Raw genomic sequence first — 26,005 nt, forward strand, 5'->3', positions numbered from 1 at the left:
TTTTTAAAAGCGGTTGCCCTGTGAGGCAACCGCCTGTAATGATTAATTGAATTTGAAAATGTCTGCCCCTGCATCAGCGAACCCCCTGCACAGGTCAAAGGCTGCCTGTGCTTTACCCTGTGCTGTCCCGCCCATAATAAGGGATTGCAATTTGGCTTCATCATCCTTGTAACTGCGCACGTTTTGGTAATAGCCTGTCACGGCGTTGTATGCACCGAAGAGCGTGCCTTTTGTAGTTTCCATTTGTTGGGTGTCGCTCATCATCGCATAGGCAAAGGCATCCTGAACTGTATTTTTAAAGACGGTAGAGAGTTCGTCCTGCGCACCTTTTTTCAACAGGTCAAAGGTTTCTTTGTTGGGACAAAGGGCGAGTTCGATAAGCTTTTTCATTTCGTTATCCGATACCCGCACTGAAGCCCAGTTATTGAATATGCCTTCGAGCTCAACGCTCAGCCTGTCGGCTAAGCCCATTACTTTGTGGGCATCCTCAAGGCGTTGTTTTGCCCCTGCGGTATGTTTGATGCGCACTACATTCGACATCCCTTTCAGGGCAGCGTTGAGTGTATTCTGGCAGACGATACGTATTGGGGTAAAGGCAGCAGTGATGCTGCCCGAGCCGTCGTGGGCGGTGGTCAGGAAAATGTATTTCTCGGTAACGTCCTCGCCACTGCCTACCCTAATGTAACCTGGCAGTTTTGCGGTTATAAAGATGCGCTCTCCTTGCCCAAACGCCCCTGCGGTCTCGTATAAGATACCATCGCCACCGCCCACTATAGCATCAAAAAAGGCGAATGCTTCACGGTTTTGTACGATATGATAGTCTTTGCCCACACTTGCGCCCAGTACAGCTTCGTTATCGGTTCGGTAGGTAAAGAAGCTCGTTTTCGATTCGATGCTTTTACCGCTGGGCAGGTTATGGGTATTGGGCTGTTTGGCAATGGTGAAATCCAGCCCTGCGTATTGAATTGCCTCTGCACTGGTGGGATAATCGCTAACGATTTGCCCAAGGTTGTGCCATGCTTTTTGCTGTACGCTGAAAAATGAATATTTTCCGGTCTGCTCGTTGAAATTAATATTGTGTCCCATGATTTCTTGATATTAAAAATTAAAGAATGATTTAAAAGGGCAGGTCGTCATGTCCCTGTTCTGCGTATTGCCCACCCGCCTGTACTATTTCCGCCTTGTATACCAACGCATCTTTCACAGGGTCTTTTGCCACGCCCCCGTGGAATTTGATGCGGTTTACATTTACATTGAGTGATGCTTTGGGCTTGCCTTCATTGTCGGTATATGCCCCTGCGCTTACCCATCCTGTCACCTCCACAACACCGCCTTTAACCATATACTGGGCAACCTTTGTTGTGAGGTAGTACCAACAGTTAAAAAACTCTGTTTTCACTGTTCTTTTGCCTTCTTTGTTTTTGTAGCTTTCGTTTACAGCCAGTGCAAACTGCACCACATCCCTGCCATTGTAATTGCGCACCTGCGCATCCCTTGTAAGCCTTCCGGTGATTTCCATAATGACTCTTTTAAATTTTACGTCAGTGTCTTTCCCAAATCCCACAAGTTTTTTCCAAAAGAAAAAAGGGAAAAAAAGAAAGCAAGTGTAATGCGGGAGACCAGCACAGGCGGAGTGCTATAAGTCCCAACGGGTGGCGCCCATAGGTGCCATTATGCGCATGCAGCCAAGTGGCCCCGCTAGCTTAGCTGCCCTTTTTAGCCCTTTTCTGCACTGGAAAAGCACTACTACATCTTAAATCTTGTGATGGTATTAAGATCCATCAATGCATATTTTGCTATTCAGATTTTTATTGAAAAAGGGATATGAAAGGGCCGCAGTCAGCAAAAAAATAATTATAATAGTGTAGGTTTAATCCTTGTTAAATGCCTAATTCTATCAATAGATAAATCCAAACCAATGAATTCGTTTAAACTAATTGCTATAGTTCCCTTAAAGGACAATGATGGGGAGTTTTCAAAAAACCTAAAAACTGGCAAGCCCTATTATTTTTACAAAGGCTATACAATATCAGTAGTCGACGACCGAGTAAAATCAATATCAGTTGATCCGGAAGAGCAGCCTGAAATTAATTTATACACATTACAAAATGAGATACATGTTAGTATTTCAGCTGTAGTTGGTGAAAATGGAAGTGGGAAAAGTACTCTTTTTGAGTTATTGTATTACATGATCTACGTATTGGCCACAGATGGTAAAAAGAAAGATGGACCATTGGAAGATATGGTAAATGATTTAAGCAGACAAATAGAGGGTTTAAATTTTGAAGGTTATTGGTTTAAGGAGCTATATAATTTGAAGGATCAACTCAGGACTGGAAGCAACCTGATCCTGTGCGATAATTAGATGAAAAGTTATATATTGAGGGCGCGTTGCTGGCTCATCTTATCAGAAAATATAAAAGGGTCTGATTGTCTATAAGCCCTCTTATCACCCAGGTTTTAGAAGTAGTGTAGATATGGTAATTATTACTCACGGATAGTTTAGAATACTTTTTGGAGAGTTATGTCCCTTAAAAGTTAACAATGACGATTCCGGTTGGTCTGGTTAGGTTTCTTATCCGCGATTACATTTTTTTTTAGAGGGATAGTCGGGAAATTATTGCTTGATGAGGTTGACCTTTTCCTACCTCTGGTATTTTTAGTTATTGGTGTTGTCGGAAACAAGGGGAGCAAACTGTGGGACTGTAATGTAATAATCCAAAGGTAAAAAAAATAAAAAATATAGCCGTTTTAAAGAAGGATGCACTATTTTAGCACATTAGGAATTCTCTGATAGAATTCCTTGGTTGGTTGGTTTTAAATGCCCTTATCTAAGTCTTTAGAAAGGGCATTTTATCATAGTGCATTGTTCCGTTGCTTATCTGTTTCAGATACTTCCATATGTAGTTTCAGACCTTTTAGCCAGATGGAAATTTATATCTTACTTCAAATGCAGTAACTATAAATCTTGTAAAGGTTATTGTTGGGATGCCGATACAAAGTCATCATCCGTAAGTAGTTTTAAAAAACGTACCAATGCTTTTCTATCGTTCTCATTAAGAGCAAATCCTGGAGTGCTATTTTGTTTTAGCAGCGTATCTAAGGTAGGTGAATCTTTAATTGATTCAGCATAAAAATTTACCACTTCTTCTAACGTTTCAAACCTTCCGTCGTGCATATAGGGTCCGGTTAACGCAATGTTTCTTAATGTAGGGGTTTTGTACTTTCCTAAATCTTCCAAATTGTAGGTAACCCTGTACCTTCCCTGATATATTCTGTCGTATGACTGATTTGTAAAATCATCATCAAGCCCATTGTTATGGTAATCATTATCTGTAAGCAATGCCCCTGAGTGACAACTAAAACAAAACTTTTCAGCCAGTTGTTTTCCATATTGCTCCTCCGGAGAAAGATCTACCCCTGCCTGTCCTCTTAAATACTGATCATATTTAGAGTTGCCTGAAATAAGTGTCCGCTCATATTGCGCAATTGCCTTAACTATATTGACTTGAGTAATACCACTACTAAAAGCTTTCTCGAAGAGCACTTTATAGGTTTCGTCGGCTGAAAGTTCGGCAACCAGTTCGTCCAGGTTTTGGTACATTTCGTCAGCATGTGCCAGTGGCGCGAAGGCCTGAGATTCCAAGTTGGCAGATCCACCATCCCAAAACAAGCCATTAGTTGCCCAGGCCAGGTTAATTAGCGCAGGTGCATTTCTGTGAAGCTGATTTCCGGAAACACCGTGCCGTGCTAAGGCTACGCCATCTGAAAAAGCCCGTTCGGGCATATGGCATGTGGCACAAGAGACAGTATTTTTACCAGACAAACGTACATCAAAAAAAAGCTTTTTTCCAAGTTCTATCCCACTTGTAGTTAGTGGATTGGTTTCTGAGTCCTCAAACTTAGGAAAGCCGTTAGGTAGTTTTATCAGCTGCTGATAGTTTTCAGAATCGTCTGTACTGCAAGAAAATAAAGTAATGCCTGCCACTAGGCAGGCAAAAGCTTTTACTTTTTGTAACGTCATTACTTAACGCTTTTTATTGTAAACACATTGTTTTTAAAGTTATCTGCAACAACGGTCATTTCTGTAGGGGTAGAAGCAGAAACAACAGGGGTTGTAGCAAGATTTAAGCCCTGCAATATCTTAACAACATCTACATTTAGGTTAATTTCAGCAGCTGTTTGCCCTATGTGTATATGATCTGTAAGGCTAAGTTCGATACTTCTGTAGTTGGAATTTAACCCTGTTTCAACCTGAATTGCATTTCCGCTAGCATCAGTACCGGTTAGAGAAGAAAAAATATAACTGGTATGCCACATCCATGAAATATTAGTCATGCCGTTTAACTGCGATAATTCTCCTGCCTGCAGGCTCATATTATCGTTGTAAGCTGAATCCACACCAACAGAGAATCGTATTTTAGTATAATGCCCTGCCGGGATATCGTTAATGTTAACCAGTTCCCTTTTTTTTGCAGGATAGGTAAATGTACCATCCTGTATGTCAACCGCTCCGGTTTCTTCAATCAGGTAATAAGATTGTGGAACACTGTAAGCCACCCCATCTTCATTTATTAGCTGCACGTTAGAAACCCAGTATCTTAAATGATCAAAGGAATAACTACTACCATTAATGCTAAAGGGAGTATTAATTGCAAAATCTGTATTTCCTACTGTTGAGTCAAATGTAAGTGCTAGAGCGCCTGTAGCTGACTCGCTAACAGTTGCTGTTGAATTATCATCATCAGAGCATGAGAAGAATAACGAAGATATAGTAATAAATAATGCAGACTTAAGTATAATTGATTTTTTCATTTTTTAAATAGTAAAGATTTAGGATAATTTTTATCTTGACAAGAATATTTATGGTGGTGTAAATAAAGGTTACTACACTACTTTACGGGGAGGTTTAAAGATGTCAGAAAAATAAAAGTTGTATTGTTGTAATGTATACAGTACTTGTAGACTATGGGTATAAATTACATTTTTTTTGAGGCAAAATTCAGTGACAATGGGTAAAATAGCAATGGATTCAGGATTGTCTTCAGCCACTTTTTTTTCTGCTTCTGATGTTTCCTTTGCAGCGTATTTTGAAAGTTTCTTTTTTAGGTAACACTTACCGTTGCAGTGCATCCCCGGCTTGTTTTTATTAACGCAGAGTTTGTTAACTATATAGTCATAGTTAATTATAAACTCACCTAAGGGCAGTAACGGCCTCAAGAATAAAAACAAGGCAAAAAAAATGGCAAACTTTTTCACGGCGCAAAATTAGTAAACCTGAAGGTTTACAAAAGCCACAGGGTCAATCTTTCCGCTTTTGCGTAATCATTGGATTGATTTTCTAAATTATAGCCTATAGAATAAGAAAAATGCCCCGTTGCAGCAGTTACGGGGCATTGGCAATATCCAGTTAGGGCTTTACTTTTTAACCTAAAAAAGCCCCTTTATAAACTGGTAATTCTTATCAAGGTTATTCGGTTTGTTATTTACGTCTTTATCCTTTTTAATCCTTAGTGTAAGATTATTAAATTCAATGAGCTTTGATATTGCGATGAATGCCAACGCAACGAGCGTTATCACGAGTCCGGTAGCCATATAGTTTTATTTTATTGTTAGTATATATTCTGTAAGGTTTTGTAAATCTGTCTCAGGAATCTGAGGGAATCCAGGCATTTGCGGATAATCCGGACGTTTTTTACCGGGTGATTTTATCCATTTCTTTAGCCCATCGCGGTTATTTTTGTAAATAGAAGCCATCTCAGTTACCGGCGGCCCTACCAGTTTTTCTTGTGGTTTGTGGCACGAAGAACAGTTTTGCGTAAAAATGGCTTTGCCTTTATCAGCCGGAGACAGGGCAGCACTATTTTCTTCAGCCTTTGCCTTATTTAATGCTGCTATGGCTTCTTTTTTCTGTTTTTTAAACTGTTCGGTACGCAGGGCTACCAATCGTTGATGGTCTTCCAGCGCATTGGCCCTGTATATGTGTCTGCCTGATCCCATAAATACCACTGTAATGCCCAGTAATACCACCACTTTTTTAAAGTCTTTTGCTATAAATTCTTTTTCACCGGTAAGGGCTTTCCATATCATCCACATAGCGGGTAGTGCTATCGCGGCACCGGCAGCAATAACCAGTGCCAGGTTTATGCCAATACCTTTAGACGGTAGTGTAAAGAATACTAATGGTCCCAGTAGAAATTGACCGATAGTGGCCGTGAGAGTAAGTGCATAACCTTTTCGTTGTATATCATAACGGGTAAAGCCCGGTAATTTTTCTTCAAATGGATACTTCTTACGGCTGGTGTACCAAAACAGAAACAATCCTGTAACTGCAAGCGATGCAAATATGAAGTGGAAGTACCTTGGGAAAACGTTTGGCAGCAATAAAGCATCCATAAAGCCTTTTACCACAGACCACTTTTCCGGGAACAACATCAGGTTTACATTTGTAAGGAAAATAAAGGGCACAAATAGAAATATGGCTACACCAAGGGCTAGAATTGATATGTGTATGGCCTTATTATCTTTTAATGCCTTCCATGTATACTTGTGCAGATAAGTGAGTAAAAATGCAGTAGTTACCAGGGGTACTATAGATATCCACAGCAATCCCGTAAGGGCATTAGCCGAGTAAAAATAAATGGTATACAGCACATTAATACTAAGTAGTGGTGCTACGCCAAGCACTACAGCAAGGCTTTTATTCACTGTAATTGTAGTAGCAATTTCTTTGGCGAGATAATCATACCGTTTGTCTTTCAGGCCTTTGATTTCTGACCAAAGTGAGAGTATAGAACCTCCCAACATCAGGTTTACAAAAACAATGTGAGCTAAAAATGATGCTATTAAAAGTGTTACAGCCAGCCAATGGGGTAAGGGCAGGGGTAACGGAATATCTTTGGGTACAGGGGTGACTGAAGCCTGTAATGCTATTAAAAGAGAATGAATCATGATAATTATTCGTGTTTATTGCTTAGATGTTTGCTGTAACAATGCCTTTGCAGTATGTTCAGGATTTATTGTTATCCCATCAGTTTGCGCACCTTCAAGGATTTCTCCGGTTTGCTGTAGTTCCTGTATATAAGCCGCCAATGCTTCGGCTTCCTGTGGTGTACCCGGAAATGGTGGCATATAGGTTCGTCCGTTGTGCATATTGGGGATGTACGCTGCCATAGAATTTATGTCCAGAGTCTTGTCTTTACCATACATACGTTCAAAAACATCGACCACACTGTTTACACCCTGTGCAGTATGGCAGCGGCTGCATGCAAGAATGAAAATATTTTTTCCGGCTTCTGTTTTATTATCATCAGTAATTTCGGTAACGCTGGTATATGTGGCATTTTTCAGGATTCCCCCTTGCTGATAGGCTACATAGTCATCTTCCAAAAGCAAATTTGAGTACATATACTTACCAATAACATAAGGCTTACGTATAAATTCGCGCACACGCTCAAAGAAACCAAGGAAGGCAAATGCGGTAAATACAGGGACTACCACCATATACGGTTTTAGCAACTTCGCACGGAATAATCCTACTATGGCTACAATGACGCTTAGCCCTATGCCACCTGCTATGAAATACTTCATCAGATTGTAATACTTTTCAAAATCCATAGTACCTACTGCGGTACTAAGATTTGCCGTCATAGCATCGGGTATTACTTTGTAGTATACTATTGCCCCAATTAATGAAATGGGAGCCCAGAATAAAATCCATTTTGAAGCTTTTTTAATGGCTGTTTTGCGTATTTCACTTCCGGATTTAGAGAACAGTGTAATGAGCATCATTCCAAAAATCCCTCCCAGCAACATGGCTGTAGGTGTTCTGAAAAGCAACTGAGGTAGATATAGTGGGTTTGTAAAACCATTGATAAGGGTATGGTCGTTGTTCCAGTTTCCGGGATCCATCATAAAGCCTAGTATAGCTACGATAAGTGCCATTGTAATCCATGAAGCAACACTTAATATCCATCCAAAGCGAATGTGTTTTAACTTAGCCGTTAAAGAAGAATTACTGTTTTTCCACGTAAGGAAATAAATAGATATAAGTACTACTTCGGTAACAAATACAATCCATTCTATAAACCAGGCCCAGTAAAAAACGCGGATTAGGCTTCCGATAGAAGCAGGGCTTATTAACGAGGCAGAAAGCCAAATGCCTACCCCGGTCATGGCACCTATAGTTGTGGTAATGATAAAAGCTACTTTCATCATTTTATAGACCATTTTGTCCCATTCTATATCCGTAATATCGCCTGAGGCACTTTTACTAACTCCTTTTTGTTCAAGCCATGTTACAAAAGGAATAAATCCCACGGCCAGCCCATGGTTTATAATAACGTGGAGCGTGGCTATGGCAGCTATTAGCATCCTGTTGTTTAGCCAGTCTAAGTGAAACATTGGAAAATCCATATTCTGTAGTATTTTTTGCATTACAAATTTCAGGTCATAATCCTGAAAACGAAGCAAAATAAAAGGCTTCATATTTCAAAAAACAGTACTGTATATTTTAAAAAAAAGGAAAAATATTCTACTAAAAGTATCGTTTAAAATAACGTAATAACAAAAAAAAGTGCCCCGTGCAGAAGTTACGGGACACTTTGAAAACATAACCAGACTAACTCTGTTATGCATCTGTATTCTCAGAAACGCTCTTTGTATTGTTTCTTTCCTGGTAGGCTTTAACAAGCTTCTTAGAGAAATTGTTGGTTTTTATAAGTACAATTGTAGCTATTACTACCATTACACCCAGTAATATCAAAAGTGCTTTTACCATATTGTTAAAGTTTAAGGTTTTTAAAAAAATCAAAACTGTATGTTCTGCCCTAAAACTTATCATCGCAAAAATGTAACAAATCCAGATTATTTACTGCAAAACATGTGGCAATGTATTTATAAAATCAGTACTAATTGTATCAATAAAACGGACAAATGATTTGTTTATCAATTGTAAACAGTTTTATTGCTTTGCAAGGTACTTGTCTGGCGCCTTTGCGAATTCTTCTTTACACATTTTAGAGCAAAATCCATATATTTTTCCTTTGTAGTGCAGGGTGTCGCTAATGCCGTATTTATGCACATCCATACCGCAGTAAAAGTCTTTTGCATTGTCAAGGGGTAGTCCTTTGTAAGGACCGTCCCCGGCTAAGGTTTTTCGGTGTGTAGCTTCTTTAACTTTTTCAGTTTCCGCTAGCCTATCGGGCCGTATTTGCGTGTCTTTTTGTTTACAGGCAGCCGTTAGGGTTGCCACAATGAGCAGTATTATATTTTTTTTCATACGCATTAGTGTTTATCGTTACAAAGCCCGGCTATTTTATGGAATACGTGGTGCAGGGCTTCAAGTTCTTTTGTAATTTTTTTGTCACTTTTTCCTGCTTTTACCATATTGTCAAGTTTTTTGCTTTCGGCAACAAGCTCGTATAAAGCGATTTTAATGTCTTTTGTATTATACTGCGCCGGAATAGCTGATTCTTTAAGTGCTTCGGCTTTTTCTACAAGTTCGCCAGACCGCTCTTTTACAGGCTTTAAGTTACCATCTTCACTCGGATGAAAGGTTTGGCTCATTACCGTGTGGAATGCTTTCAGTTCCGACCATTCGGTATTTTTTGTTTGGGCGCTTACTATGCCTACCATCATAAGCATGATTACTACAATTGCTTTTTTCATAAGATTAATTTAAATGTTTTGGCTTTTCCTAAACTGTTCAGGGGTAAGCTGTGTATGTTTTTTAAATGTTGTAACAAAATAAGATGTGCTTTCAAACCCCAGTTTTACCGCAATTTCTCCTATGCTAAGTCGGGTATAATGCAACAAGCGCTGTGCTTCAATAATTATGTGCTTACGGATAATGTCTCCCGCCGTATGGCCGGTTTCTTTTTTACACAGCTTATTAAGGTAATTGGTGCTTACATTTAACAACGCTGCGTAGCCCGAAGGACGTTTTTGGGCTATAAAATTCTCAGCAACCAGCTTTTCAAATGCTGCTATCTTATCTTGTGCAAGATTACGGGTGCGCGGTACAGGTATCGGACTGTAAGTCCGTTCAAGTTCTTCAAGTAGTATATTAAGGTAAGACCTTAAGATGTTTACCGAAGTAGTTTGTGCATTTGCAAATTCTTCTTGTAAGAGTGTTAGTATACTCGTAATCTTTGGTGTTGATTTAGGCAAAATTCTTATAAAAGGATAGCTTTCGCGATGTAAAAAACCAAACTGGTTAAGCACGTTATTGTTATAGCGTAACGAAAAAAAGTCTTCAGAAAAGCACAAAATTGTTCCTGATGTTATATTGTTTGTATGTATTGCATTTATGCAGCCGGGTTTTATTATGATGATGCCTGTGCCCGATGGTTGCAGTGTATGGGTATCAATATTGATACTGCCCTGCCAGTTGTCTGAAAACAGTAGTGTGTAAAAAGCATTTTTATGCGGATATTCCAGCATGGGAAAATACTCTTCCAGTCGTTGCAGTGGTCCTATCCTGAAATGTAGCAGGCCATCATCAAACATATCCATGCTGCATACGGGTATGTATCCTGTTTGCATATGGTGAAATAAATTTGATTAAAGAATAATACGTTAAGGTATTATGCCATTTCGGGAGGTTGGAAAACACAACACAGAAGTGATGATTTTACAGGTTGTTGTCTATAAAGAGGAACTTTTTTAATAACCGTTATTGTATGTGCTGTACCTACGGAAAAGGTTACAGGCTGCTGTAAAAAGAGCTGTATTTCTTTTTCTTTACCATTAGGGATTTTTTGTTCCTTTTTATCGTTTTTTTCGAGTTGTGTGTTAAGGTAGCAGGTACCCCGGCATACCGGTATTTTATCAAAACGGTTAATACACAGATTCGATGCTATGTAATCACGGTTTGCATAAAAAGAGGCTATAATCCATCCACTGCTTGTAGTTTGTATTACAAACAGAGTAAGGAGTAAGTATGTGAAAAGCCTGTTCATCATAGACTCAACTACTCTTTTAGCAGCATATTTATATCGTTAATAAGTCGTTCAGACTCTTTTGGATTTGTCCCGTCATAAACTCCGCGAATATAGCGATTTTTATCTATCAGTAAAAGCCCCCCTCCGTGAATGTAACCGCCAGGCTCTTTTGCAGTCGGATAAGCTGTGGTAAAATAGCTTTTAGTGGCGATGGCAAAAATACTGTCTTTGTTTCCTGTTACAAAATGCCAATTGCCTTTAATACCAAGGTTGTCTGTATAAGCTTTAAGTTTTTCTACAGTATCATGCTCAGGGTCTATAGTATGAGATAAAAAGCCTACATGATTATTATTTTTAAATGCCGTGTACACTTTTAGCATCTCAGCGTTCATCTTGGGGCAAATAGTCGGACAGGAAAGAAATATAAAGTCTGCCACATAAATCCTGCCTTTAAAAGTATTATTAGTTACTGTTCTGCCATTTTGGTCTGTAAAACTAAAGTCGGCAATTTTAGGATAATCGGTTGTTCCATTTTGCTTTACCTTATTTCCTAAAAAAGGAAGCTGCGGCGCGTCATTCATTTTGCACGATCCCAGTATCAACAATAAGATAATGTACTTTTTCATATTACAAAGATAAACATTAAGTATTATTTACTGCCTTTGACCCTGTTTTTAGAGGAATATCCCGCAAAAGTTTTCTGAAAATTTTAAAAAATGGTAATGTTTTTTGATAGCGATAATATTGTTGCTCACACTTATTGATGAGGGTATTTTTATAGCTAAAAAAAATAGCATTTTGTAGGGGTCTGCGAGTAGTTTGTGTTTGTTTATCGCAGAATTTAGTTTCTTTATCGCAGGATTTAATACCATGTGCTTAATTTGATTTATTTTGACAAAAATCAATCTTTTTAATTTTTCTTCTATGAGATACTTAATTTACTTTTTATTTCTACTTACTGTTGTAAAAGCACCGGCACAGCAGGTAAAAGGTACTGTATTTAGTAATGAAAGTAAGCCAATACATCATGCACAGGTAACAAATTTGCGCAGTGGCAGCCATGCGCATACTGATGGTAAAGGGAGTTTTTTAATAGAAACTACCACGCCGGGCGACACGCTAAAAGTAACCGCAGAGCATTATCAATCCCTAAAGGTAATAGCCGTAAACGGACTGAAAATTACATTAGAAGAAGAAAGATTAATGTTGAAGGAAGTTGTGATTTCTAACAATCTTAAGCACTTAAATACCATTTCAAAAATAGACCTTACCACTCAGCCGGTTTTTTCATCGCAAGATTTGTTACGAAAGGTTCCGGGGCTGTTTATTGGCCAGCATGCAGGCGGGGGCAAAGCAGAGCAGATTTTTTTGCGGGGTTTTGATATTGACCACGGTACAGATATAAATATTTCGACAGACGGTATGCCGGTCAATATGGTATCGCATGCCCATGGCCAGGGCTATGCCGACCTCCACTTCCTGATACCGGAAACCATCAGTAATATTGATTTTGACAAAGGACCTTATTTTGCAGACAAGGGAGACCTTACAACTGCCGGATACGTAGCCTTTTCCACCAAAGAAGCTTTAGATAAAAGCACCATAGGCCTTGATATAGGCCAATACAACACATATCGTTTATTAGGGATGCTTAACCTGCTCAATAACGGCAACCAATCGGCATATTTTGCTTCTGAGTACCTTTTTACAGATAATTATTTTGATGCCCCACAAAACTTCAGTCGCATTAACTTGTTTGCAAAATATTCTTCTAAACTTGATAACGGCGACAGCTTTTCCGTTTCTGCTTCACACTTTACCAGTAAGTGGGATGCCAGCGGCCAAATCCCCCTACGTGCTGTTGAAGATGGGCAAATATCTTTTTACGGAGCTATAGACCCAACTGAAGGAGGGAACACCACAAGAAGCAATTTTATTTTACAGCACACAAAAGTTATTGATGGCAGTTCGTCTATAAAAAGTAATGCCTATTTGAGCCATTACGGATTTGAATTGTATTCCAACTTTACTTTCTATCTGAACGACCCGGTGAATGGTGACCAAATTCGCCAAAAGGAAGGACGTATATTGGGTGGGTTTAACTCGGAATATCAGAAATTATGGAATGTTGGCGACGGAAGAATTGCCTATAAATTAGGTACAGGCCTGCGCAGTGACCAGACAAATGATACTGAATTATCACATACCGTAAACCGTACTACAGTACTGGAACGGCTAAGCCTTGGTGACATTAGCCAGGCCAATATGTTTGGCTATACATCGGCTGATTATACGGTTGGAAATTGGCTTATGAATGCAGGGCTGCGTTATGATTATTTTAAGTTTGGATACGAGAATGAACTTATAGAAACTTATAATAACACAGGAGTGAAGAAAGGAATCCTGAGCCCAAAACTAAACGTTATGTATACGCCAACAGATAAGGTACAGTTTTTCCTGAAAAGTGGTAAGGGTTTTCATAGTAACGATACCCGTGTAGTGGTTTCCCAGCAGGGCAGGAAAATTCTGCCTGCTGCCTATAGCAGTGATTTGGGTACGGTTTGGAAACCATTTCCTAATGTTATTATTAATGCTGCGATATGGGTGCTTTATCTTGAACAGGAATTTGTCTATGTGGGCGATGAGGCGGTTGTAGAACCCAGCGGTAAAACTTTTCGCAAAGGTGCTGACCTCGGCTTACGCTGGCAATTAGCCCCGTGGCTGTTTTTTAATTCTGACTTTACTTATACACATGCACGCAGCACTGAATCGCCAACAGGTGAAGATTATATTCCACTGGCACCCATTACTACTTTAACCGCCGGTTTAAGTGTAAAAGGCCTGAAGGGATTTTCGGGCAGTATCCGTTCGCGTGTGTTAGGTAATCGTCCTGCAAATGAAAGCTATAGTGTAACGGCAAAAGGCTATATGGTTACTGATGCTACAATTTCATACCAGCTGGGAGGTGTTTCATTAGGTGCAAATATTGATAATATTTTTAATGTAAAATGGAAAGAAACCCAGTTTCTTACCCAAAGTAGGCTGTATAATGAAACTTCCCCAGTTGAAGAGATACATTTTACGGCAGGAACGCCCTTTAATGCCCGACTTATGATGCGTTATACTTTTTAAAAAACCATTTCTAATTCATTCCTTGGAGCTACATTACAAATTCTTTACTGGTATCTATCATAATAGTATGTAAATCGTATCAAAAGTGGAAATTAGGTAGCCAGGTAGTAACCAGGTAATTTGCAATAATGACTAAGTATAATGGGATAACAAATATTGTTGTTAAAATAACAAGTAAATTTAAATGACAATATAAAGCCAAGAATGGTATAATATAGTAGCTATGTAATATCGGGTTGTTGCCTAAATTTAATGACTGCTGGTCAAAAAAAGGGATAAAACGACCGGTTTATCCCTTTTTTTGAAGTGAAATTGTTAATATTTATCGGAGCTACAGAATCCACTTCGCTATTATTACCTTAAAGGCTTCCCTGTATTGTTCGCCTATAGTAATTTCTTTATTGCCTATTATTATAGAACTCTTGGTAATGCTGTCTATTTTCTTAAGGGCAACAATAAAAGACCGATGTATGCGTAGAAACTGTGTCGACGGTAGTCGCTCTTCAAGCGCTTTTAGCGAAGTAAGTGATAGTACAGCTCTGTCTTGTGAGCGCAGGTGGAACTTAACATAGTCTTTAAGCCCCTCAATATACAGTATATCATCAAAATGAACCTTAATCCACTGATATTCTACTTTTATAAAAAGGGCGTCCTGTTCCTGGTTTACTTCGGGTGTGGTTGTTTCCTGCTGAGACAGGCGCAATGCTTTTGAAGCTGCCCTTAAAAATTCGTCGTAACCAAAAGGTTTCAGCAGGTAGTCTATAGCATTTACCTTATAGCCTTCTATGGCAAAATGATTATAAGCTGTTGTAAAAATAATTTTTATACCGGCAGTGTTAGCCTGTTGCAGCCAGTGTGCCATTTCCATACCGGTAAACTGCGGCATGTTTATATCCAGAAAAACAAGGTCGGGGTTGTGTTCCTTTATTAATTTCATACCATCGAGCGCATTGTCAGACGTTGCTGCCAGATATAAAAACGGCGTTTGTGCTACAAACGTCTCTATGAGTTTAACGGCCAATGGTTCGTCATCTATTGCTATGCACTTTAGGTTTTTCATACTTACAAATCTATTTGCAACTTTACTTCATATAGCCCATCCGGCCTTATACCGGTTTCCAGTTTGTGCCTGCCAGGATACAGCAGTTGTAGCCTGCGGCGGGTGTTTGTCATACCCACGCCGCCTTCGCCATATGTTTTATCCGGCAGGGCAAAAACCGGGTTAAGCAAATTTAAATGTAATTGCGAACCCTCCAGCCATAATTTCACCACAATTTCCGATTTTTCAGATGCGTCGATACCATACTTAAACGCGTTTTCGGCAAAAGGCAGCAGCAGCATAGGGGCAATATTATATTCGCGCTCGGTTTCGGCTATGTTTACCGTTACCTTTAGACGGTCGGTAGCGCGCATGCGCATTACAGCAATATAGTCGTTAAGGAACTCAATTTCTTTACTAATTGTGGTCATTTCGTCACCGGTTCGGTACAGTAGGTAACGCATCATGCGGCTCAGGGTAAGCAGTGCCGACCGTGAATCATCTACATTTATATACGTTAGGGAGTAAACGCTGTTTAGCGAGTTAAAAAAGAAGTGCGGGTTTATCTGCATTTTCAGCATGGCGAGCTCGGTATCGGTCTTGTCCTGTATCAGTTCTTTTTCACGGCTGGCAGCTTCCTGCCAGTGCATAAGCATGGCCCAGCCGGTACTAAAGGCCAAAACCAGCAGGCTCATACTAAAAACAAAAGTATCTATAAGGCGTTTTTTATGGTGCCTGTCATCAAAAAGTGTTGCCATCTTAATATGAAAATCAGTAAGGCTTGTGTAGTAGTGGGCAATAATCTGTGTAAGTAGTATGGCTGAGATAACCCATATAAGAAAGAGGCCCATTTTACCTTTAACAATGGTTTTAGGAACCACGAGTTTTGCATTTGCATAAAACAAAACCACCATCATAAGCAACACTACTGAGTGCCATATCCAGAAGAACAAGGGTATTTCTATATCCCAGGTAAGGGGAATATATATAAACATCATAAATCCCAAAATGAACCATCCTAACAAGTGTATGCCTAATGAAATATACGGATGTTGCTGGCCTTTAATCTGTTTCATGAGATACGTTGAATTAATTAATGTACAAAAATAGTGGGAATAAATTACCCTTAGCCCAGTAATAGATAAGCATATGCAATAAGGCAACCAAAAGGGCACTACAGTCGACAAAGCCTGTATACGACTCTTTAAACTCTAAATTAAGGCTTTTATCGGTTGTTGCGGGCTGTAGGTCTATTGTGAATATGGCAGGGTCTATTTAAAAAATCCCGTGCAGATATACGTCTTTTATTTGCATGGTGATCAATAGAAATAACCCTGACAGATATGTATAAAATCGAAATTAAAAAAATTGCGGCTTTGGTGGTTCTGGCAACTGCATTTATGGCCTGCAATGGCAAAAAACAACAAGCGCCCCAGCAGGCGCAGGGTGCACAAAAGTATAATGTAGTGCAGGTGCTGCCTAAATCGGTAAGTATATATACCGATTTACCGGCTACGCTGCAGGGTCAGGAGGTAATAGAAATACGCCCTAAGGTAGAAGGATACCTTGAAGAGGTTTTTGTAGACGAAGGCGCTGCCGTGCACAAAGGGCAAAAACTGTTTCGCATTAGTAGTCCGCAATACGAACAGGAACTGCGCAGTGCCGAAGCCGGTATTAACACCGCCCAGGCCGATGTAGATGCCGCCCAGATGACGGTAAACAAAACCCGCCCCCTGGTTGAAAAAGAAATTATAAGCGAGTATGAACTTCAGTCGGCAGAATATACGCTTAAGTCTAAAAAGGCAGCACTGGCTCAGGCTAAGGCTATCCTGGCCAATGCCCGCGCTAATGTGGGCTATACTCTTATTACAGCACCTGCAAACGGTGTTATAGGCACACTGCCTTATAAAAAGGGCAGCCTGGTAAGCAGTACCTCTACCAGCCCGCTTACCAGCCTCTCGGCAGATGGCAACGTGTATGCCTACTTTTCTATGAACGAAAAACAGTTACTTGATTTTAACCGTGAGTTTAAAGGCGGCACTTTACAGCAAAAATTACTCTCGCTCCCCGAGGTGCAGCTGGTACTGGCCGATGGTTCTTTGTATAACCACAAGGGTAAAATAGAAACAGCCAGCGGGCTTATAAGTACCGAAACGGGTTCGGTTAACTTCAGGGCTATATACCCAAACACCGAGTTTTTGCTGCAAAGCGGTGGAAGCGCCTCTGTAAGGTTGCCGCACAATATCAAACAGGCACTGGTAATACCACAAAGCGCTACCTATGAGCTGCTGAACAAACGCATGATATATGTCCTTGGTGCCGATAACAAGGTGGCAAGCAAGGCTATTACAGTAACGCCGACTAACGACGGCCAGTATTTTGTGGTAACCGGCGGACTTACCAGCGGCGAGAGCGTGGTGCTAAACGGTCTTGCATCGCTTAAAGACGGTGCCGAAATACAATATCAGCAGGTTAACCCAAAAGATGTTTATGCAAACCTAAAGGCTAAAGAGTAATGAAAAAGAAACCATCAGTTTTAAAAGTATTTATAGACCGGCCCGTGCTAAGTACTGTAATTTCGGTAATTATAGTGCTGCTGGGTATACTGGGTATGTTGTCGCTACCGGTGGCGCAGTACCCAGATATTACGCCTCCTACAGTACAGGTTTCAGCATCATATACGGGTGCCAATGCCGATGTGGTACTAAAAAGTGTTATCGTTCCGCTGGAGGAGCAGATAAACGGTGTAGAAGGCATGACGTACATGACTTCATCAGCCACTAATGAGGGTACAGCAACCATAAGCGTATATTTTGAAGTGGGTACCGACCCAAATATGGCTGCGGTTAACGTACAAAACCGCGTTTCTACAGCCAGCAGCCTGCTGCCACAGGAGGTTACCCAGGCGGGTGTTACCGTTAAGAAAAGGCAGAGCAGTAACCTGCTTATAACCTCCGTATATAGCGATAACCCGGAATATGACCAGGACTTTTTGCAAAACTATGCCGAGATAAATATTATACCCCAGCTTAAACGTATTAATGGTGTGGGCGATGCTGCAGCTTTCGGGTCACGCAATTACTCTATGCGCATTTGGCTGAAGCCGGATGTTATGGCGGTATATAAATTAGTACCTGCCGATGTTACCGATGCGCTTGCGAACCAGAACATAGAAGCTGCACCCGGTAAGTTTGGCGAAAACGGCGGGCAAAGCTTCCAATATGTTATTAAATACAAGGGTAAGCTTCAATCTACTACCGAGTTTGAAAACATTATCATTAAATCTATAGGCAACGGCCAGCTGCTTCGCCTCAAGGACATAGCCCGTATAGAACTCGGTGCACAAAGCTACAGCAGTATTGCTACGGTAAACGGTAAGCCATCGGTAAACATATCGGTAAACCAGGTGGCCGGTGCCAATGCACAGGATGTTATAGAAGCCGCGCAAAAAGTATTTGAAGACGTAGCAAAAACCTACCCTAAAGGATTGCACAATACTAACTTGGTAAACATCAACAAATTTCTTGACGCGTCTATCAGTAAGGTTATACATACACTTATAGAATGTTTCCTGCTTGTGTTTTTGGTAATATTCATCTTTCTTCAGGATTTGCGCAGTACCATAATACACGGCATATCGGTTCCCGTAAGTATAGCGGGTACGTTCTTCTTCCTGTATCTTTTTGGCTACAGTATCAACCTGCTTACATTGTTTGCTTTGGTATTAGCCATTGGTATAGTGGTAGACGATGCCATTGTGGTGGTAGAGGCCGTACACTCCAAGCTCGAAAACGGCTATAAATCGCCGCGTAGAGCCGCAATAGATGCCATGGGGGAAATTTCTACGGCCATTGTGTCCATCACGCTGGTTATGGCTGCGGTGTTCCTGCCGGTATCGTTTATAGGAGGTTCTACAGGGGTTTTCTACCAGCAGTTTGGTATTACGCTTGCAGTTGCCATCATGATTTCGGCATTAAACGCACTTACGCTGTGTCCTGCTCTTGCAGCGCTATTCCTCAAGCCGCCGCACCACGCTACTGAGCAGGCAGATGACAAAAAGAAAGGTTTTATGTACCGCTTTGGTGTAGCGTTTAACGCCGGGTATGACAAAGTATTGTCACGCTATGTAAGGGTATTCCATTTCCTTTCGGCTAAAAAATGGGTAGCGCTGGGTTGTGTGGTACTTTTTGGCGGCGGATTGTTTTTTATGATGAAAAAAACACCGTCGAGCTTTGTGCCCAATGAAGATATGGGAACCATATTTGTAAGCATAAGCCTGCCACCGGCATCGTCTATGGAGCGTACTACCCAAGTTGCCAATAAAGTAGACAGCATAGCACGCACCATACCACAGGTAAACAACGCGCTACGCATGGTGGGGCAAAACTTTACCGCCGGTTCGGGCAGTGCCTATGCCATGGAAATACTGGAACTAAAACACTGGGACGACCGTAAAGGTATTTCTAATGAAGATATTATCGCACAGCTGCGCCAAAAAACTGCCGGTATAACAGATGCCCAACTGCTGTTTATATCGTTGCCCACCATTACCGGTTTTGGGGTAAGTGGTGGTTTCGAGTTCCAGTTGCAGGACAAGGCCGGCCATACTACTGATGAGTTTTACAAGGTAGCACAAAACTTCTTGGTAGCTCTGGGCAAGCGTCCCGAAATACAGTATGCGGCAACGCCTTTTAACCCTAACTTTCCGCAGTACCAGATGGATGTAAACGTGGCCAAGGCCGAGGAGGCGGGTATAAGCGTAAGCTCGCTGCTCTCTACCATGCAGGTATATTACGGGGCATCATACGCCAGTAACTTTAACCAGTTTGGCAAGCAGTACCGTGTTATGGTACAGGCCGATACGCTTTACAGAGCCAATGTAGAGGGATTGAACAAAATATTTGTACGTACTGATGATGGTGAAAGCATGGCACCTATAACCGAGTTTGTAAGCATGAAAAGGGTGTATGGTCCAGAAAGTATTTCACGGTTTAACCTGTTCAGTTCTATGTCGGTTAACGGTGCCCCAAACCCTGCCTACAGTAGTGGCGAAGCACTTAAAGCCATAGAAGAAGTTGCTGCCCAAACGCTTCCTGCGGGCTATGGATATGAGTTCTCGGGCATTAGCCGCGAAGAACAAAAAAGCGGAACACAATCGGTTTACATCTTTGGCCTCTGCTTGGTGTTTGTGTACTTTCTGCTTAGTGCCCAGTATGAAAGCTATCTGCTGCCATTGGCTGTTATCTTATCGTTGCCGTTTGGTTTATTTGGGGTGTTCTTATTCGTCAACCTATGGGGTCTTGATAACAACATCTATGTGCAGATAACTCTGGTAATGCTCATAGGTCTGTTGGCCAAGAACGCCATACTTATAGTAGAGTTTGCACTTCAACGGCGCAAGCATGGGCTATCATTATATGAAGCGGCCAAAGAAGGTGCTATAGCCAGGCTTCGCCCCATACTCATGACCTCGTTTGCTTTTATATTTGGTCTGCTGCCATTGGTGTTTTCTACAGGAGCCGGGGCTAACGGTAACATTTCCATTGGCGTTGGCTCTATTGGAGGTATGCTTGCAGGTACACTACTTGGAGTATTTTTTATACCGGTACTGTTTATCATCTTCCAGGGATTACAGGAAAGGCTGCGCCCGGCAAGGGATTATGACAACGAAGATGACGATTATGAAGAAGTAACCGCCTAAACTAAAAAGAATTATGAAAATTATAAAATATGCAGTTGTGTACGGCGGTACAGCCTTGCTGCTTGTGTCGTGTGGTATTACAAAAAAATATAAGCGCCCTGAAGATCTTAAGACTAATAATCTATACAGGGGTGTGACAGTAACCGATAGCACAACACTGGCTACAACGCCGTGGAAGGAGCTTTTTACGGATAATAAGTTGCAAGACCTGATAGAAAAAGGCTTGCAAAATAATTATGACCTTAAAATTGCACTGGCACGCATGGAAAGCGCCGGTGCCAGCCTGAAGCAAAGCAAGCTTGCCTTTTTACCCACTCTTACCGCTGATGCCGATGTAACACACAGCAAGCCTTCTACCGCACAGATAAGGGCAAATGGAGTAAACGCGGCCAGTATATCCAGTTATAATTTGTATGCCCTAACGGGTACCACAAGCTGGGAGCTAGATGTTTGGGGTAAGTTACGTAGTAATAAACGGGCTGCCGTAGCTGCGTATCTTGAGAGTGATGCGTATCGTAGGGTGGTGCAAACACAGCTAATAGCTGATATTGCAACAAATTATTACCAACTTACTGCTTATGATGAGCAAATTAAAATTGTAGAGTCTACCATTGAAAATAGGGGTAAGGATGTTGAAATAGTTAAAGAGTTAAAAAAAGCTGCGATTCTAACAGGTTCCGATGTTGCTAACAGCGAGGCAAACCTTAAAGCTGCCATATTGCAGTTACCTGATCTTAAACAATCAAGGCGGGAAGTAGAAAACGCCTTAAGCATATTACTTGCAGTTCCACCCGACAGTATAGCGCGTAATACAATTGATAAACAAGAATTCAGCTTAGCTTTAAAAACAGGCTTGCCAGCACAGCTATTGGCCAATAGACCAGACGTACAGCAGGCGGAGTTTGCTTTTAAAAACGCCTTTGAACTTACTAATGTAGCGCGTACTAATTTTTATCCATCGCTTACTATATCTTCCACGGGAGGCTGGGCTACGGCAAACACACTGCAAAGCTTTTTTTCGCAGAGGTTTTACGGTAATATAATTGCCGGGCTTACGCAACCCATATTTAACCAAGGGCAAAACAGGCTAAAGTTAAAGGCTGCTAAAGCCACTCAGCAAGAAGCTTATTACAACTTTCAGCAGGCATTACTCACAGCAGGACAAGAGGTAAGCAACGCTTTATATGCTCATCAAATGGCTCTTGAAAAAGAAAAAACAAGGGCACTGCAAATTGCAGATTTACAAAAAGCCACCGATTTTACTAAGGAGCTTCTTAAATATACATCGGCTACAAACTATACCGATGTTCTTACAGCCGAACAAAACCTACTTAGTGCTAAACTAAACGGTGTTGGCGACAAGTTGCAACGCCTGCAATCAGTAGTCGATCTTTACCGTGCCTTAGGGGGTGGATGGCAGTAAAGGTGATCACAACAAATGGATTTATTTTACTAGTGCTATAAATTACAATGCGCAGTAGCTATAAAAAAAACAGAAGTAGCTCACAGGTTGCTTCTGTATTTTATCTTATAAGTTTTAAATCTAATACTATTTTGCAGTGATATCTTATTTAAAACCTGAGTGCAGTCAGTTGTAAAGTTTATTAATTTCTACAGTATGGCGGGTAAAATACATGATTAACTATAAAGTTTGATTATCATTTAATTGTGTTTGTAGATAGATTCAGTTTTTCTTCTACAATTTGATGTCCCCAATTGTTGATTGCTTCCAGTGCCGGAATAAAGGTTTTGCCAAACTCTGTTAATCGATAAATAACCTTTATGGGCGGTTTATTACCATATACATTTCTAGAAATCAAGCCATCTCCTTCTAACTGTTTTAGTTGTAAACTAAGCGTCATTTCTGTAATATTAGTAATTTCCTTTTTTAATTCATTGTAACGTTTTTCACTATCCTTTAAATGATATAAAATAACGGTTTTCCATTTTCCGCCTACCAAATCCATTGCGAGGCTTACTGTGCAAGGATAAATTTTGCCGTTTAATTCTATGCCTTTTTCCATAATTGAAAGCCTATCTATTTTGATAGGTCTTGCAAAAGTATAAAGCTATAATTAGTTTTGCAACTATAATTTTTATAGCTAAAAAGTTGTCATTATAAATTGATCATAAAATTCACTTATCAAAGTGAAACATCTTACAAAACCATTACTGAATGGAACAAGAAGCTATCTTGGTGCCAAAAAATGATTTCAAAATAAAAGTAACGCAGGAAAGCTAATCATTTAAAAAAAAAATAAAACATCAAATTTAATATGAAAAAAATAGGTTGGATAGGGCTTGGAACAATGGGAAGGCCAATGGCGAAGAATCTTGAGAAAGCTGGATTTCCATTAAAAGTATATAATCGTACGGTTGCAAAAACTGAAGTTTTTAAGAATAGCAATACTAAAATTGCCAGCAGTCTAAAGGATTTGGCGGAAAATTCAGATATCATTTTTACAATGATTAGCGATAACAAGGCAGTACAATCAGTGTATGATGAAATACTGTCGCTAGAAAATATCGCTGGAAAAATCTTTGTGGATATGAGTACGATTTCACAAAAACTATCTGAAGCAATTTCTAAACAATTGGCAGCCAAAGGTGCTTCTTTTCTTGATGCACCCGTTGCAGGGAGTACTAAACCTGCAACAGACGGCACGTTGATTATTATGGTTGGTGGCGAAGAGGATACCTTAAAAACCGTACTGCCTTACTTTGAAAAGCTAGGAAAAAAGGTACAGCATTTGGGCAAAAACGGAAAGGGTATTGCTGCAAAATTAGCCATCAATTACTATGTTGCATTAACGTATCAAAGTCTTTCAGAAACTGTTTTGTTTGCCGAAGAGAAAGGCATTCAACGCGAAGATTTTCTTGAAATTCTGAACGAAAGTGCTTTGGGAAGCGGCGCTACAAAACTGAAAACGCCTTTATTAATCAATGATGAATATCCACCACAGTTTGCATTGGATTTAATGCTAAAAGACATATTACTTGCCAAAGAAAATGGTGCTGATTTTCCGTTAACGCAACCTTTGGTTGAAACGTATCTAAACGCACAAAAAGCTGGATTAGGCCAGCAAGACGTAGTTGGTTTAGTAAAATTCCTTAAGAAATAAAACACTAAATTTTAAAAAAATGAAACAAAATGCAATCATCTGGCCAGAAAAATATACGCCAGGTACAACAGACAATTATTGTTCTAACGAAGTCATTGTTGTAGGTTTAACCTCCGAAGAGGTTTGGAAATATTTGGTTAATCCATTTGCTTGGCCAAGTTATTATTCCAATTCATCTGACATTGAATTTTTAAATCCAGAAGACAAAGAATTATACGAGGGTGTACGATTCCGTTTTAAAACCTTTGGATTTCCTATTGAAGCACAGGTAACAGAGTGTGTTCCTCCAGCAGCCGGCGAAGCTGCAAGATTGGCTTGGCACGGTTGGGCAGAAGGCGATGAAGAAACGCGTTTAGATGTCATCCACGCTTGGTTGATTGAAGATTTATCGGGTGGAAGAGTTCGTATTCTAACACAAGAAAGTCAGATTGGTAAACCGGCACAACACCTTGCAAAACAAAAGCCAAATCCAATGATTAACGGGCACCAGGATTGGTTGGACGGATTGGCAGAAGCAGCAAAAAATAAATTATAAGCTCGTGAAAAATTATATCATCTTGGTATTACTGGCGTTTGCAAATTTTGCAAACGCTCAGTCATTTCAGACCGTTTTTGAAGACAATACCTATCAACTTACAGGTGTTGCGGTTTCCAAATCCGGAAGAGTTTTTACCAATTACCCTCGTTGGCACGAACCGTATCGTTATGCCTTGGTAGAAGTAGATAAAAATAACGAAGTTAAACCATTCCCTAATGCCGAATGGAACACTTGGGATGTAATAAAAGGTGGCGATAAAAATACGCATTTTTTGGGAGTACAAGCCGTAGTGATTGATGATAAAGATGTGATGTGGGTGGTAGATGCTGGTTATGAAAAAAATGCGGAAGGCGATAACAAAGGACAAAAATTGGTAAAGATTAATCTTCGCAAAAACCAAGTAGAAAAAGTGTATTCTCTTTACCCAACATTGGGTGCGAAAAGTTATGCCAATGACATTAGAATAGATACTAAAAAACAAGTAGCGTATCTTACCAATTCTGGCGAAGGTGGTATTGTGATAGTAAATCTGAAAACTGGAAATGTGCGGCAAGTATTGTTAGAAACGGAAGTGACAAAAGCAGATCCTAACTATATTATGCAACGCAACGGAAAAGAATTGTTGAGCAACGGAAAACCGTTTATAGTGCATTCAGATGGTATTGCTTTACATCCTGATGGCTCGTTTTTATATTTTAAATCGTTGACGGATGATAAGCTATATCGTGTGTCAACAGACGTTTTAAACGACAAGACGTTATGCAAAACTCAACTATTGACGCAAGTGGAAATTTTGGGTGCTTTTACCACTACCGACGGAATGGCTTTTGATAAAAAGGGCAATTTGTATTTGGGTGACTTGGAGCAACGAAAAATTATTCGATTAACGCCCGAGTTGAAAACAGAAATCGTTCTTCCGAATAACGAAGAATTGGCTTGGCCAGATAGTTATCACATCACTAAAGACGGTTGGTTGTACATCAGTCTTTCAAGGATTGATGAAGAGCCACGTTTTGGTAATCAACGAAAAGGGCCGTATAAAATCATCCGGACAAAAATTAAATAACCGATGGAAAAAAGAAACAATAAATACAAAATTCTTGTAGAAGAAATTGAATTGAAAGATGGCAGCAGCACTGGGAAAAATTTGCAGGTTGAAATAGTAAACCACGACGATTTATTTCAAATCATTGAAATGGCAAAATCTAAAAATATTTTCCCCGACGAGAAGCAGGCAACAGAATTTGCTTTAGGTTTAAAACTTTTTACCGAAGTAGTTTTGAGAAATACAGAAAATCCTCTTTTTGATGATTTAAAACCTGCCATTGGTGCCTTTATGCAAAAGTTAAAAAGAGCGTAGTTATAAACAAATATTAAGTGTTTCTTTACTCATTTTATGGGTTATTAGCTTAATGCAAGCAAATGAAAATGCTATTCATCAAAAAATTCGGCAGCAAGGAGTGTCAATCCAAAAATCTAACTTTTTAAGGAAAATCTTTTGAAGTGAAAGCTTATGAAAACATCTTTTGA

26 protein-coding genes are annotated in these 26,005 nt (G+C 40.1%); 9 read left to right on the forward strand and 17 right to left on the reverse strand.

Features of this window, described 5'->3' with window-relative positions:
- Positions 1-42: 42 nt before the first annotated feature.
- Together ACLI1A_RS12325 and ACLI1A_RS12330 are read right to left on the reverse strand one after the other, a co-directional pair.
- On the reverse strand, positions 43-1,086 hold the full coding sequence (locus ACLI1A_RS12325) for a DUF932 domain-containing protein (protein WP_411408976.1): 1,044 nt from the start codon (positions 1,084-1,086) through the stop codon (positions 43-45).
- A gap of 31 nt (positions 1,087-1,117) precedes the next feature.
- Entirely contained in the window at positions 1,118-1,519 is a 402-nt protein-coding gene (locus tag ACLI1A_RS12330; RefSeq protein ID WP_411408977.1) for a single-stranded DNA-binding protein, read from the reverse strand.
- Positions 1,520-1,918: 399 nt separating this feature from the next.
- On the opposite strand from ACLI1A_RS12330, the gene ACLI1A_RS12335 reads away from it, so the two are divergent.
- Positions 1,919-2,365, forward strand: a complete 447-nt coding sequence (locus ACLI1A_RS12335; protein WP_411408978.1) for a hypothetical protein — start codon at positions 1,919-1,921, stop codon at positions 2,363-2,365.
- A gap of 612 nt (positions 2,366-2,977) precedes the next feature.
- Here the strand turns inward: ACLI1A_RS12335 and ACLI1A_RS12340 are convergent.
- The 12 genes from ACLI1A_RS12340 to ACLI1A_RS12395 all read right to left on the reverse strand — a co-directional run bounded on the left by ACLI1A_RS12340 (position 2,978) and on the right by ACLI1A_RS12395 (position 11,569).
- On the reverse strand, positions 2,978-4,024 hold the full coding sequence (locus ACLI1A_RS12340; RefSeq protein WP_411408979.1) for a cytochrome-c peroxidase: 1,047 nt from the start codon (positions 4,022-4,024) through the stop codon (positions 2,978-2,980).
- A complete protein-coding gene (locus ACLI1A_RS12345) occupies positions 4,024-4,815 on the reverse strand; it encodes an MbnP family protein (RefSeq protein ID WP_411408980.1) in 792 nt (263 codons plus the stop codon). Before ACLI1A_RS12345 ends, ACLI1A_RS12340 begins: the two co-directional genes overlap by 1 nt.
- A 72-nt stretch (positions 4,816-4,887) precedes the next feature.
- On the reverse strand, positions 4,888-5,259 hold the full coding sequence (locus ACLI1A_RS12350; protein ID WP_411408981.1) for a hypothetical protein: 372 nt from the start codon (positions 5,257-5,259) through the stop codon (positions 4,888-4,890).
- A gap of 171 nt (positions 5,260-5,430) precedes the next feature.
- Entirely contained in the window at positions 5,431-5,595 is a 165-nt protein-coding gene (locus ACLI1A_RS12355) for a hypothetical protein (protein WP_411408982.1), read from the reverse strand.
- A 6-nt stretch (positions 5,596-5,601) separates the two neighbouring features.
- The gene (locus tag ACLI1A_RS12360; protein ID WP_411408983.1) at positions 5,602-6,951 is read right to left on the reverse strand and encodes a c-type cytochrome; all 1,350 of its coding nucleotides are present in this window, start codon (positions 6,949-6,951) and stop codon (positions 5,602-5,604) included.
- A 15-nt stretch (positions 6,952-6,966) separates the two neighbouring features.
- A complete protein-coding gene (locus ACLI1A_RS12365; RefSeq protein WP_411408984.1) occupies positions 6,967-8,487 on the reverse strand; it encodes a c-type cytochrome in 1,521 nt (506 codons plus the stop codon).
- A 142-nt stretch (positions 8,488-8,629) separates the two neighbouring features.
- On the reverse strand, positions 8,630-8,779 hold the full coding sequence (locus tag ACLI1A_RS12370) for a hypothetical protein (protein WP_411408985.1): 150 nt from the start codon (positions 8,777-8,779) through the stop codon (positions 8,630-8,632).
- Positions 8,780-8,962: 183 nt separating this feature from the next.
- A complete protein-coding gene (locus ACLI1A_RS12375) occupies positions 8,963-9,280 on the reverse strand; it encodes a YHS domain-containing protein (RefSeq protein WP_411408986.1) in 318 nt (105 codons plus the stop codon).
- Positions 9,281-9,285: 5 nt separating this feature from the next.
- Complete coding sequence (locus tag ACLI1A_RS12380) at positions 9,286-9,669, reverse strand: hypothetical protein (RefSeq protein ID WP_411408987.1); 384 nt, start codon at positions 9,667-9,669, stop codon at positions 9,286-9,288.
- A 9-nt stretch (positions 9,670-9,678) separates the two neighbouring features.
- Positions 9,679-10,545 carry a helix-turn-helix domain-containing protein gene (locus ACLI1A_RS12385; RefSeq protein ID WP_411408988.1) on the reverse strand — a complete coding sequence of 289 codons (867 nt, stop codon included), beginning with the start codon at positions 10,543-10,545 and terminating at the stop codon, positions 9,679-9,681.
- A gap of 41 nt (positions 10,546-10,586) precedes the next feature.
- A complete protein-coding gene (locus ACLI1A_RS12390) occupies positions 10,587-10,964 on the reverse strand; it encodes a hypothetical protein (RefSeq protein ID WP_411408989.1) in 378 nt (125 codons plus the stop codon).
- Positions 10,965-10,972: 8 nt separating this feature from the next.
- The gene (locus tag ACLI1A_RS12395) at positions 10,973-11,569 is read right to left on the reverse strand and encodes an SCO family protein (RefSeq protein WP_411408990.1); all 597 of its coding nucleotides are present in this window, start codon (positions 11,567-11,569) and stop codon (positions 10,973-10,975) included.
- A 298-nt stretch (positions 11,570-11,867) separates the two neighbouring features.
- On the opposite strand from ACLI1A_RS12395, the gene ACLI1A_RS12400 reads away from it, so the two are divergent.
- Positions 11,868-14,075, forward strand: a complete 2,208-nt coding sequence (locus tag ACLI1A_RS12400) for a TonB-dependent receptor (protein WP_411408991.1) — start codon at positions 11,868-11,870, stop codon at positions 14,073-14,075.
- A gap of 331 nt (positions 14,076-14,406) precedes the next feature.
- On the opposite strand, the gene ACLI1A_RS12405 is transcribed toward ACLI1A_RS12400, so the two are convergent.
- Together ACLI1A_RS12405 and ACLI1A_RS12410 are read right to left on the reverse strand one after the other, a co-directional pair.
- Positions 14,407-15,135 carry a LytR/AlgR family response regulator transcription factor gene (locus ACLI1A_RS12405; protein ID WP_411408992.1) on the reverse strand — a complete coding sequence of 243 codons (729 nt, stop codon included), beginning with the start codon at positions 15,133-15,135 and terminating at the stop codon, positions 14,407-14,409.
- Between the two features lie 2 nt (positions 15,136-15,137).
- On the reverse strand, positions 15,138-16,190 hold the full coding sequence (locus tag ACLI1A_RS12410; protein WP_411408993.1) for a sensor histidine kinase: 1,053 nt from the start codon (positions 16,188-16,190) through the stop codon (positions 15,138-15,140).
- A gap of 267 nt (positions 16,191-16,457) precedes the next feature.
- On the opposite strand from ACLI1A_RS12410, the gene ACLI1A_RS12415 reads away from it, so the two are divergent.
- From ACLI1A_RS12415 to ACLI1A_RS12425, 3 genes are read left to right on the forward strand one after another with little or no spacing between them, the layout of a single operon-like run.
- Positions 16,458-17,630 carry an efflux RND transporter periplasmic adaptor subunit gene (locus tag ACLI1A_RS12415; protein ID WP_411408994.1) on the forward strand — a complete coding sequence of 391 codons (1,173 nt, stop codon included), beginning with the start codon at positions 16,458-16,460 and terminating at the stop codon, positions 17,628-17,630.
- Complete coding sequence (locus ACLI1A_RS12420; protein WP_411408995.1) at positions 17,630-20,815, forward strand: efflux RND transporter permease subunit; 3,186 nt, start codon at positions 17,630-17,632, stop codon at positions 20,813-20,815. Before ACLI1A_RS12415 ends, ACLI1A_RS12420 begins: the two co-directional genes overlap by 1 nt.
- Positions 20,816-20,828: 13 nt before the next feature.
- On the forward strand, positions 20,829-22,238 hold the full coding sequence (locus tag ACLI1A_RS12425; RefSeq protein WP_411408996.1) for a TolC family protein: 1,410 nt from the start codon (positions 20,829-20,831) through the stop codon (positions 22,236-22,238).
- Between the two features lie 235 nt (positions 22,239-22,473).
- Here the strand turns inward: ACLI1A_RS12425 and ACLI1A_RS12430 are convergent, their stop codons facing one another.
- Entirely contained in the window at positions 22,474-22,839 is a 366-nt protein-coding gene (locus ACLI1A_RS12430; protein WP_411408997.1) for a winged helix-turn-helix transcriptional regulator, read from the reverse strand.
- Positions 22,840-23,091: 252 nt separating this feature from the next.
- On the opposite strand from ACLI1A_RS12430, the gene ACLI1A_RS12435 reads away from it, so the two are divergent.
- The 4 genes from ACLI1A_RS12435 to ACLI1A_RS12450 are packed head-to-tail and all read left to right on the forward strand — an operon-like array spanning position 23,092 to position 25,835.
- Positions 23,092-23,937 (forward strand): NAD(P)-dependent oxidoreductase, encoded by an 846-nt coding sequence (locus tag ACLI1A_RS12435; RefSeq protein WP_411408998.1) that lies wholly within the window; start codon positions 23,092-23,094, stop codon positions 23,935-23,937.
- A 19-nt stretch (positions 23,938-23,956) separates the two neighbouring features.
- Positions 23,957-24,472, forward strand: coding sequence for an SRPBCC domain-containing protein (locus ACLI1A_RS12440; protein WP_411408999.1), 516 nt, complete (start codon positions 23,957-23,959; stop codon positions 24,470-24,472).
- Positions 24,473-24,476: 4 nt separating this feature from the next.
- The gene (locus ACLI1A_RS12445; protein ID WP_411409000.1) at positions 24,477-25,541 is read left to right on the forward strand and encodes an SMP-30/gluconolactonase/LRE family protein; all 1,065 of its coding nucleotides are present in this window, start codon (positions 24,477-24,479) and stop codon (positions 25,539-25,541) included.
- Between the two features lie 3 nt (positions 25,542-25,544).
- Positions 25,545-25,835, forward strand: a complete 291-nt coding sequence (locus ACLI1A_RS12450) for a DUF3861 domain-containing protein (protein ID WP_411409001.1) — start codon at positions 25,545-25,547, stop codon at positions 25,833-25,835.
- Positions 25,836-26,005 lie beyond the last annotated feature (170 nt).

The sequence above is a fragment of the Flavobacterium sp. RHBU_3 genome (assembly GCF_046613565.1).
Taxonomy (GTDB): Bacteria; Bacteroidota; Bacteroidia; order Flavobacteriales; family Flavobacteriaceae; genus Flavobacterium.

Excerpts from the sequence above, each read along its gene's own strand:
- ACLI1A_RS12325 (WP_411408976.1), bottom strand. The coding sequence starts at position 1,086 with ATGGGACACAATATTAATTTCAACGAGCAGACCGGAAAATATTCATTT.
- ACLI1A_RS12330 (WP_411408977.1), bottom strand. The coding sequence starts at position 1,519 with ATGGAAATCACCGGAAGGCTTACAAGGGATGCGCAGGTGCGCAATTAC.
- ACLI1A_RS12335 (WP_411408978.1), top strand. The coding sequence starts at position 1,919 with ATGAATTCGTTTAAACTAATTGCTATAGTTCCCTTAAAGGACAATGAT.
- ACLI1A_RS12340 (WP_411408979.1), bottom strand. The coding sequence starts at position 4,024 with ATGACGTTACAAAAAGTAAAAGCTTTTGCCTGCCTAGTGGCAGGCATT.
- ACLI1A_RS12345 (WP_411408980.1), bottom strand. The coding sequence starts at position 4,815 with ATGAAAAAATCAATTATACTTAAGTCTGCATTATTTATTACTATATCT.
- ACLI1A_RS12355 (WP_411408982.1), bottom strand. The coding sequence starts at position 5,595 with ATGGCTACCGGACTCGTGATAACGCTCGTTGCGTTGGCATTCATCGCA.
- ACLI1A_RS12360 (WP_411408983.1), bottom strand. The coding sequence starts at position 6,951 with ATGATTCATTCTCTTTTAATAGCATTACAGGCTTCAGTCACCCCTGTA.
- ACLI1A_RS12365 (WP_411408984.1), bottom strand. The coding sequence starts at position 8,487 with ATGAAGCCTTTTATTTTGCTTCGTTTTCAGGATTATGACCTGAAATTT.
- ACLI1A_RS12370 (WP_411408985.1), bottom strand. The coding sequence starts at position 8,779 with ATGGTAAAAGCACTTTTGATATTACTGGGTGTAATGGTAGTAATAGCT.
- ACLI1A_RS12375 (WP_411408986.1), bottom strand. The coding sequence starts at position 9,280 with ATGAAAAAAAATATAATACTGCTCATTGTGGCAACCCTAACGGCTGCC.
- ACLI1A_RS12380 (WP_411408987.1), bottom strand. The coding sequence starts at position 9,669 with ATGAAAAAAGCAATTGTAGTAATCATGCTTATGATGGTAGGCATAGTA.
- ACLI1A_RS12385 (WP_411408988.1), bottom strand. The coding sequence starts at position 10,545 with ATGCAAACAGGATACATACCCGTATGCAGCATGGATATGTTTGATGAT.
- ACLI1A_RS12390 (WP_411408989.1), bottom strand. The coding sequence starts at position 10,964 with ATGATGAACAGGCTTTTCACATACTTACTCCTTACTCTGTTTGTAATA.
- ACLI1A_RS12395 (WP_411408990.1), bottom strand. The coding sequence starts at position 11,569 with ATGAAAAAGTACATTATCTTATTGTTGATACTGGGATCGTGCAAAATG.
- ACLI1A_RS12400 (WP_411408991.1), top strand. The coding sequence starts at position 11,868 with ATGAGATACTTAATTTACTTTTTATTTCTACTTACTGTTGTAAAAGCA.
- ACLI1A_RS12405 (WP_411408992.1), bottom strand. The coding sequence starts at position 15,135 with ATGAAAAACCTAAAGTGCATAGCAATAGATGACGAACCATTGGCCGTT.
- ACLI1A_RS12410 (WP_411408993.1), bottom strand. The coding sequence starts at position 16,190 with ATGAAACAGATTAAAGGCCAGCAACATCCGTATATTTCATTAGGCATA.
- ACLI1A_RS12415 (WP_411408994.1), top strand. The coding sequence starts at position 16,458 with ATGTATAAAATCGAAATTAAAAAAATTGCGGCTTTGGTGGTTCTGGCA.
- ACLI1A_RS12420 (WP_411408995.1), top strand. The coding sequence starts at position 17,630 with ATGAAAAAGAAACCATCAGTTTTAAAAGTATTTATAGACCGGCCCGTG.
- ACLI1A_RS12425 (WP_411408996.1), top strand. The coding sequence starts at position 20,829 with ATGAAAATTATAAAATATGCAGTTGTGTACGGCGGTACAGCCTTGCTG.
- ACLI1A_RS12430 (WP_411408997.1), bottom strand. The coding sequence starts at position 22,839 with ATGGAAAAAGGCATAGAATTAAACGGCAAAATTTATCCTTGCACAGTA.
- ACLI1A_RS12435 (WP_411408998.1), top strand. The coding sequence starts at position 23,092 with ATGAAAAAAATAGGTTGGATAGGGCTTGGAACAATGGGAAGGCCAATG.
- ACLI1A_RS12440 (WP_411408999.1), top strand. The coding sequence starts at position 23,957 with ATGAAACAAAATGCAATCATCTGGCCAGAAAAATATACGCCAGGTACA.
- ACLI1A_RS12450 (WP_411409001.1), top strand. The coding sequence starts at position 25,545 with ATGGAAAAAAGAAACAATAAATACAAAATTCTTGTAGAAGAAATTGAA.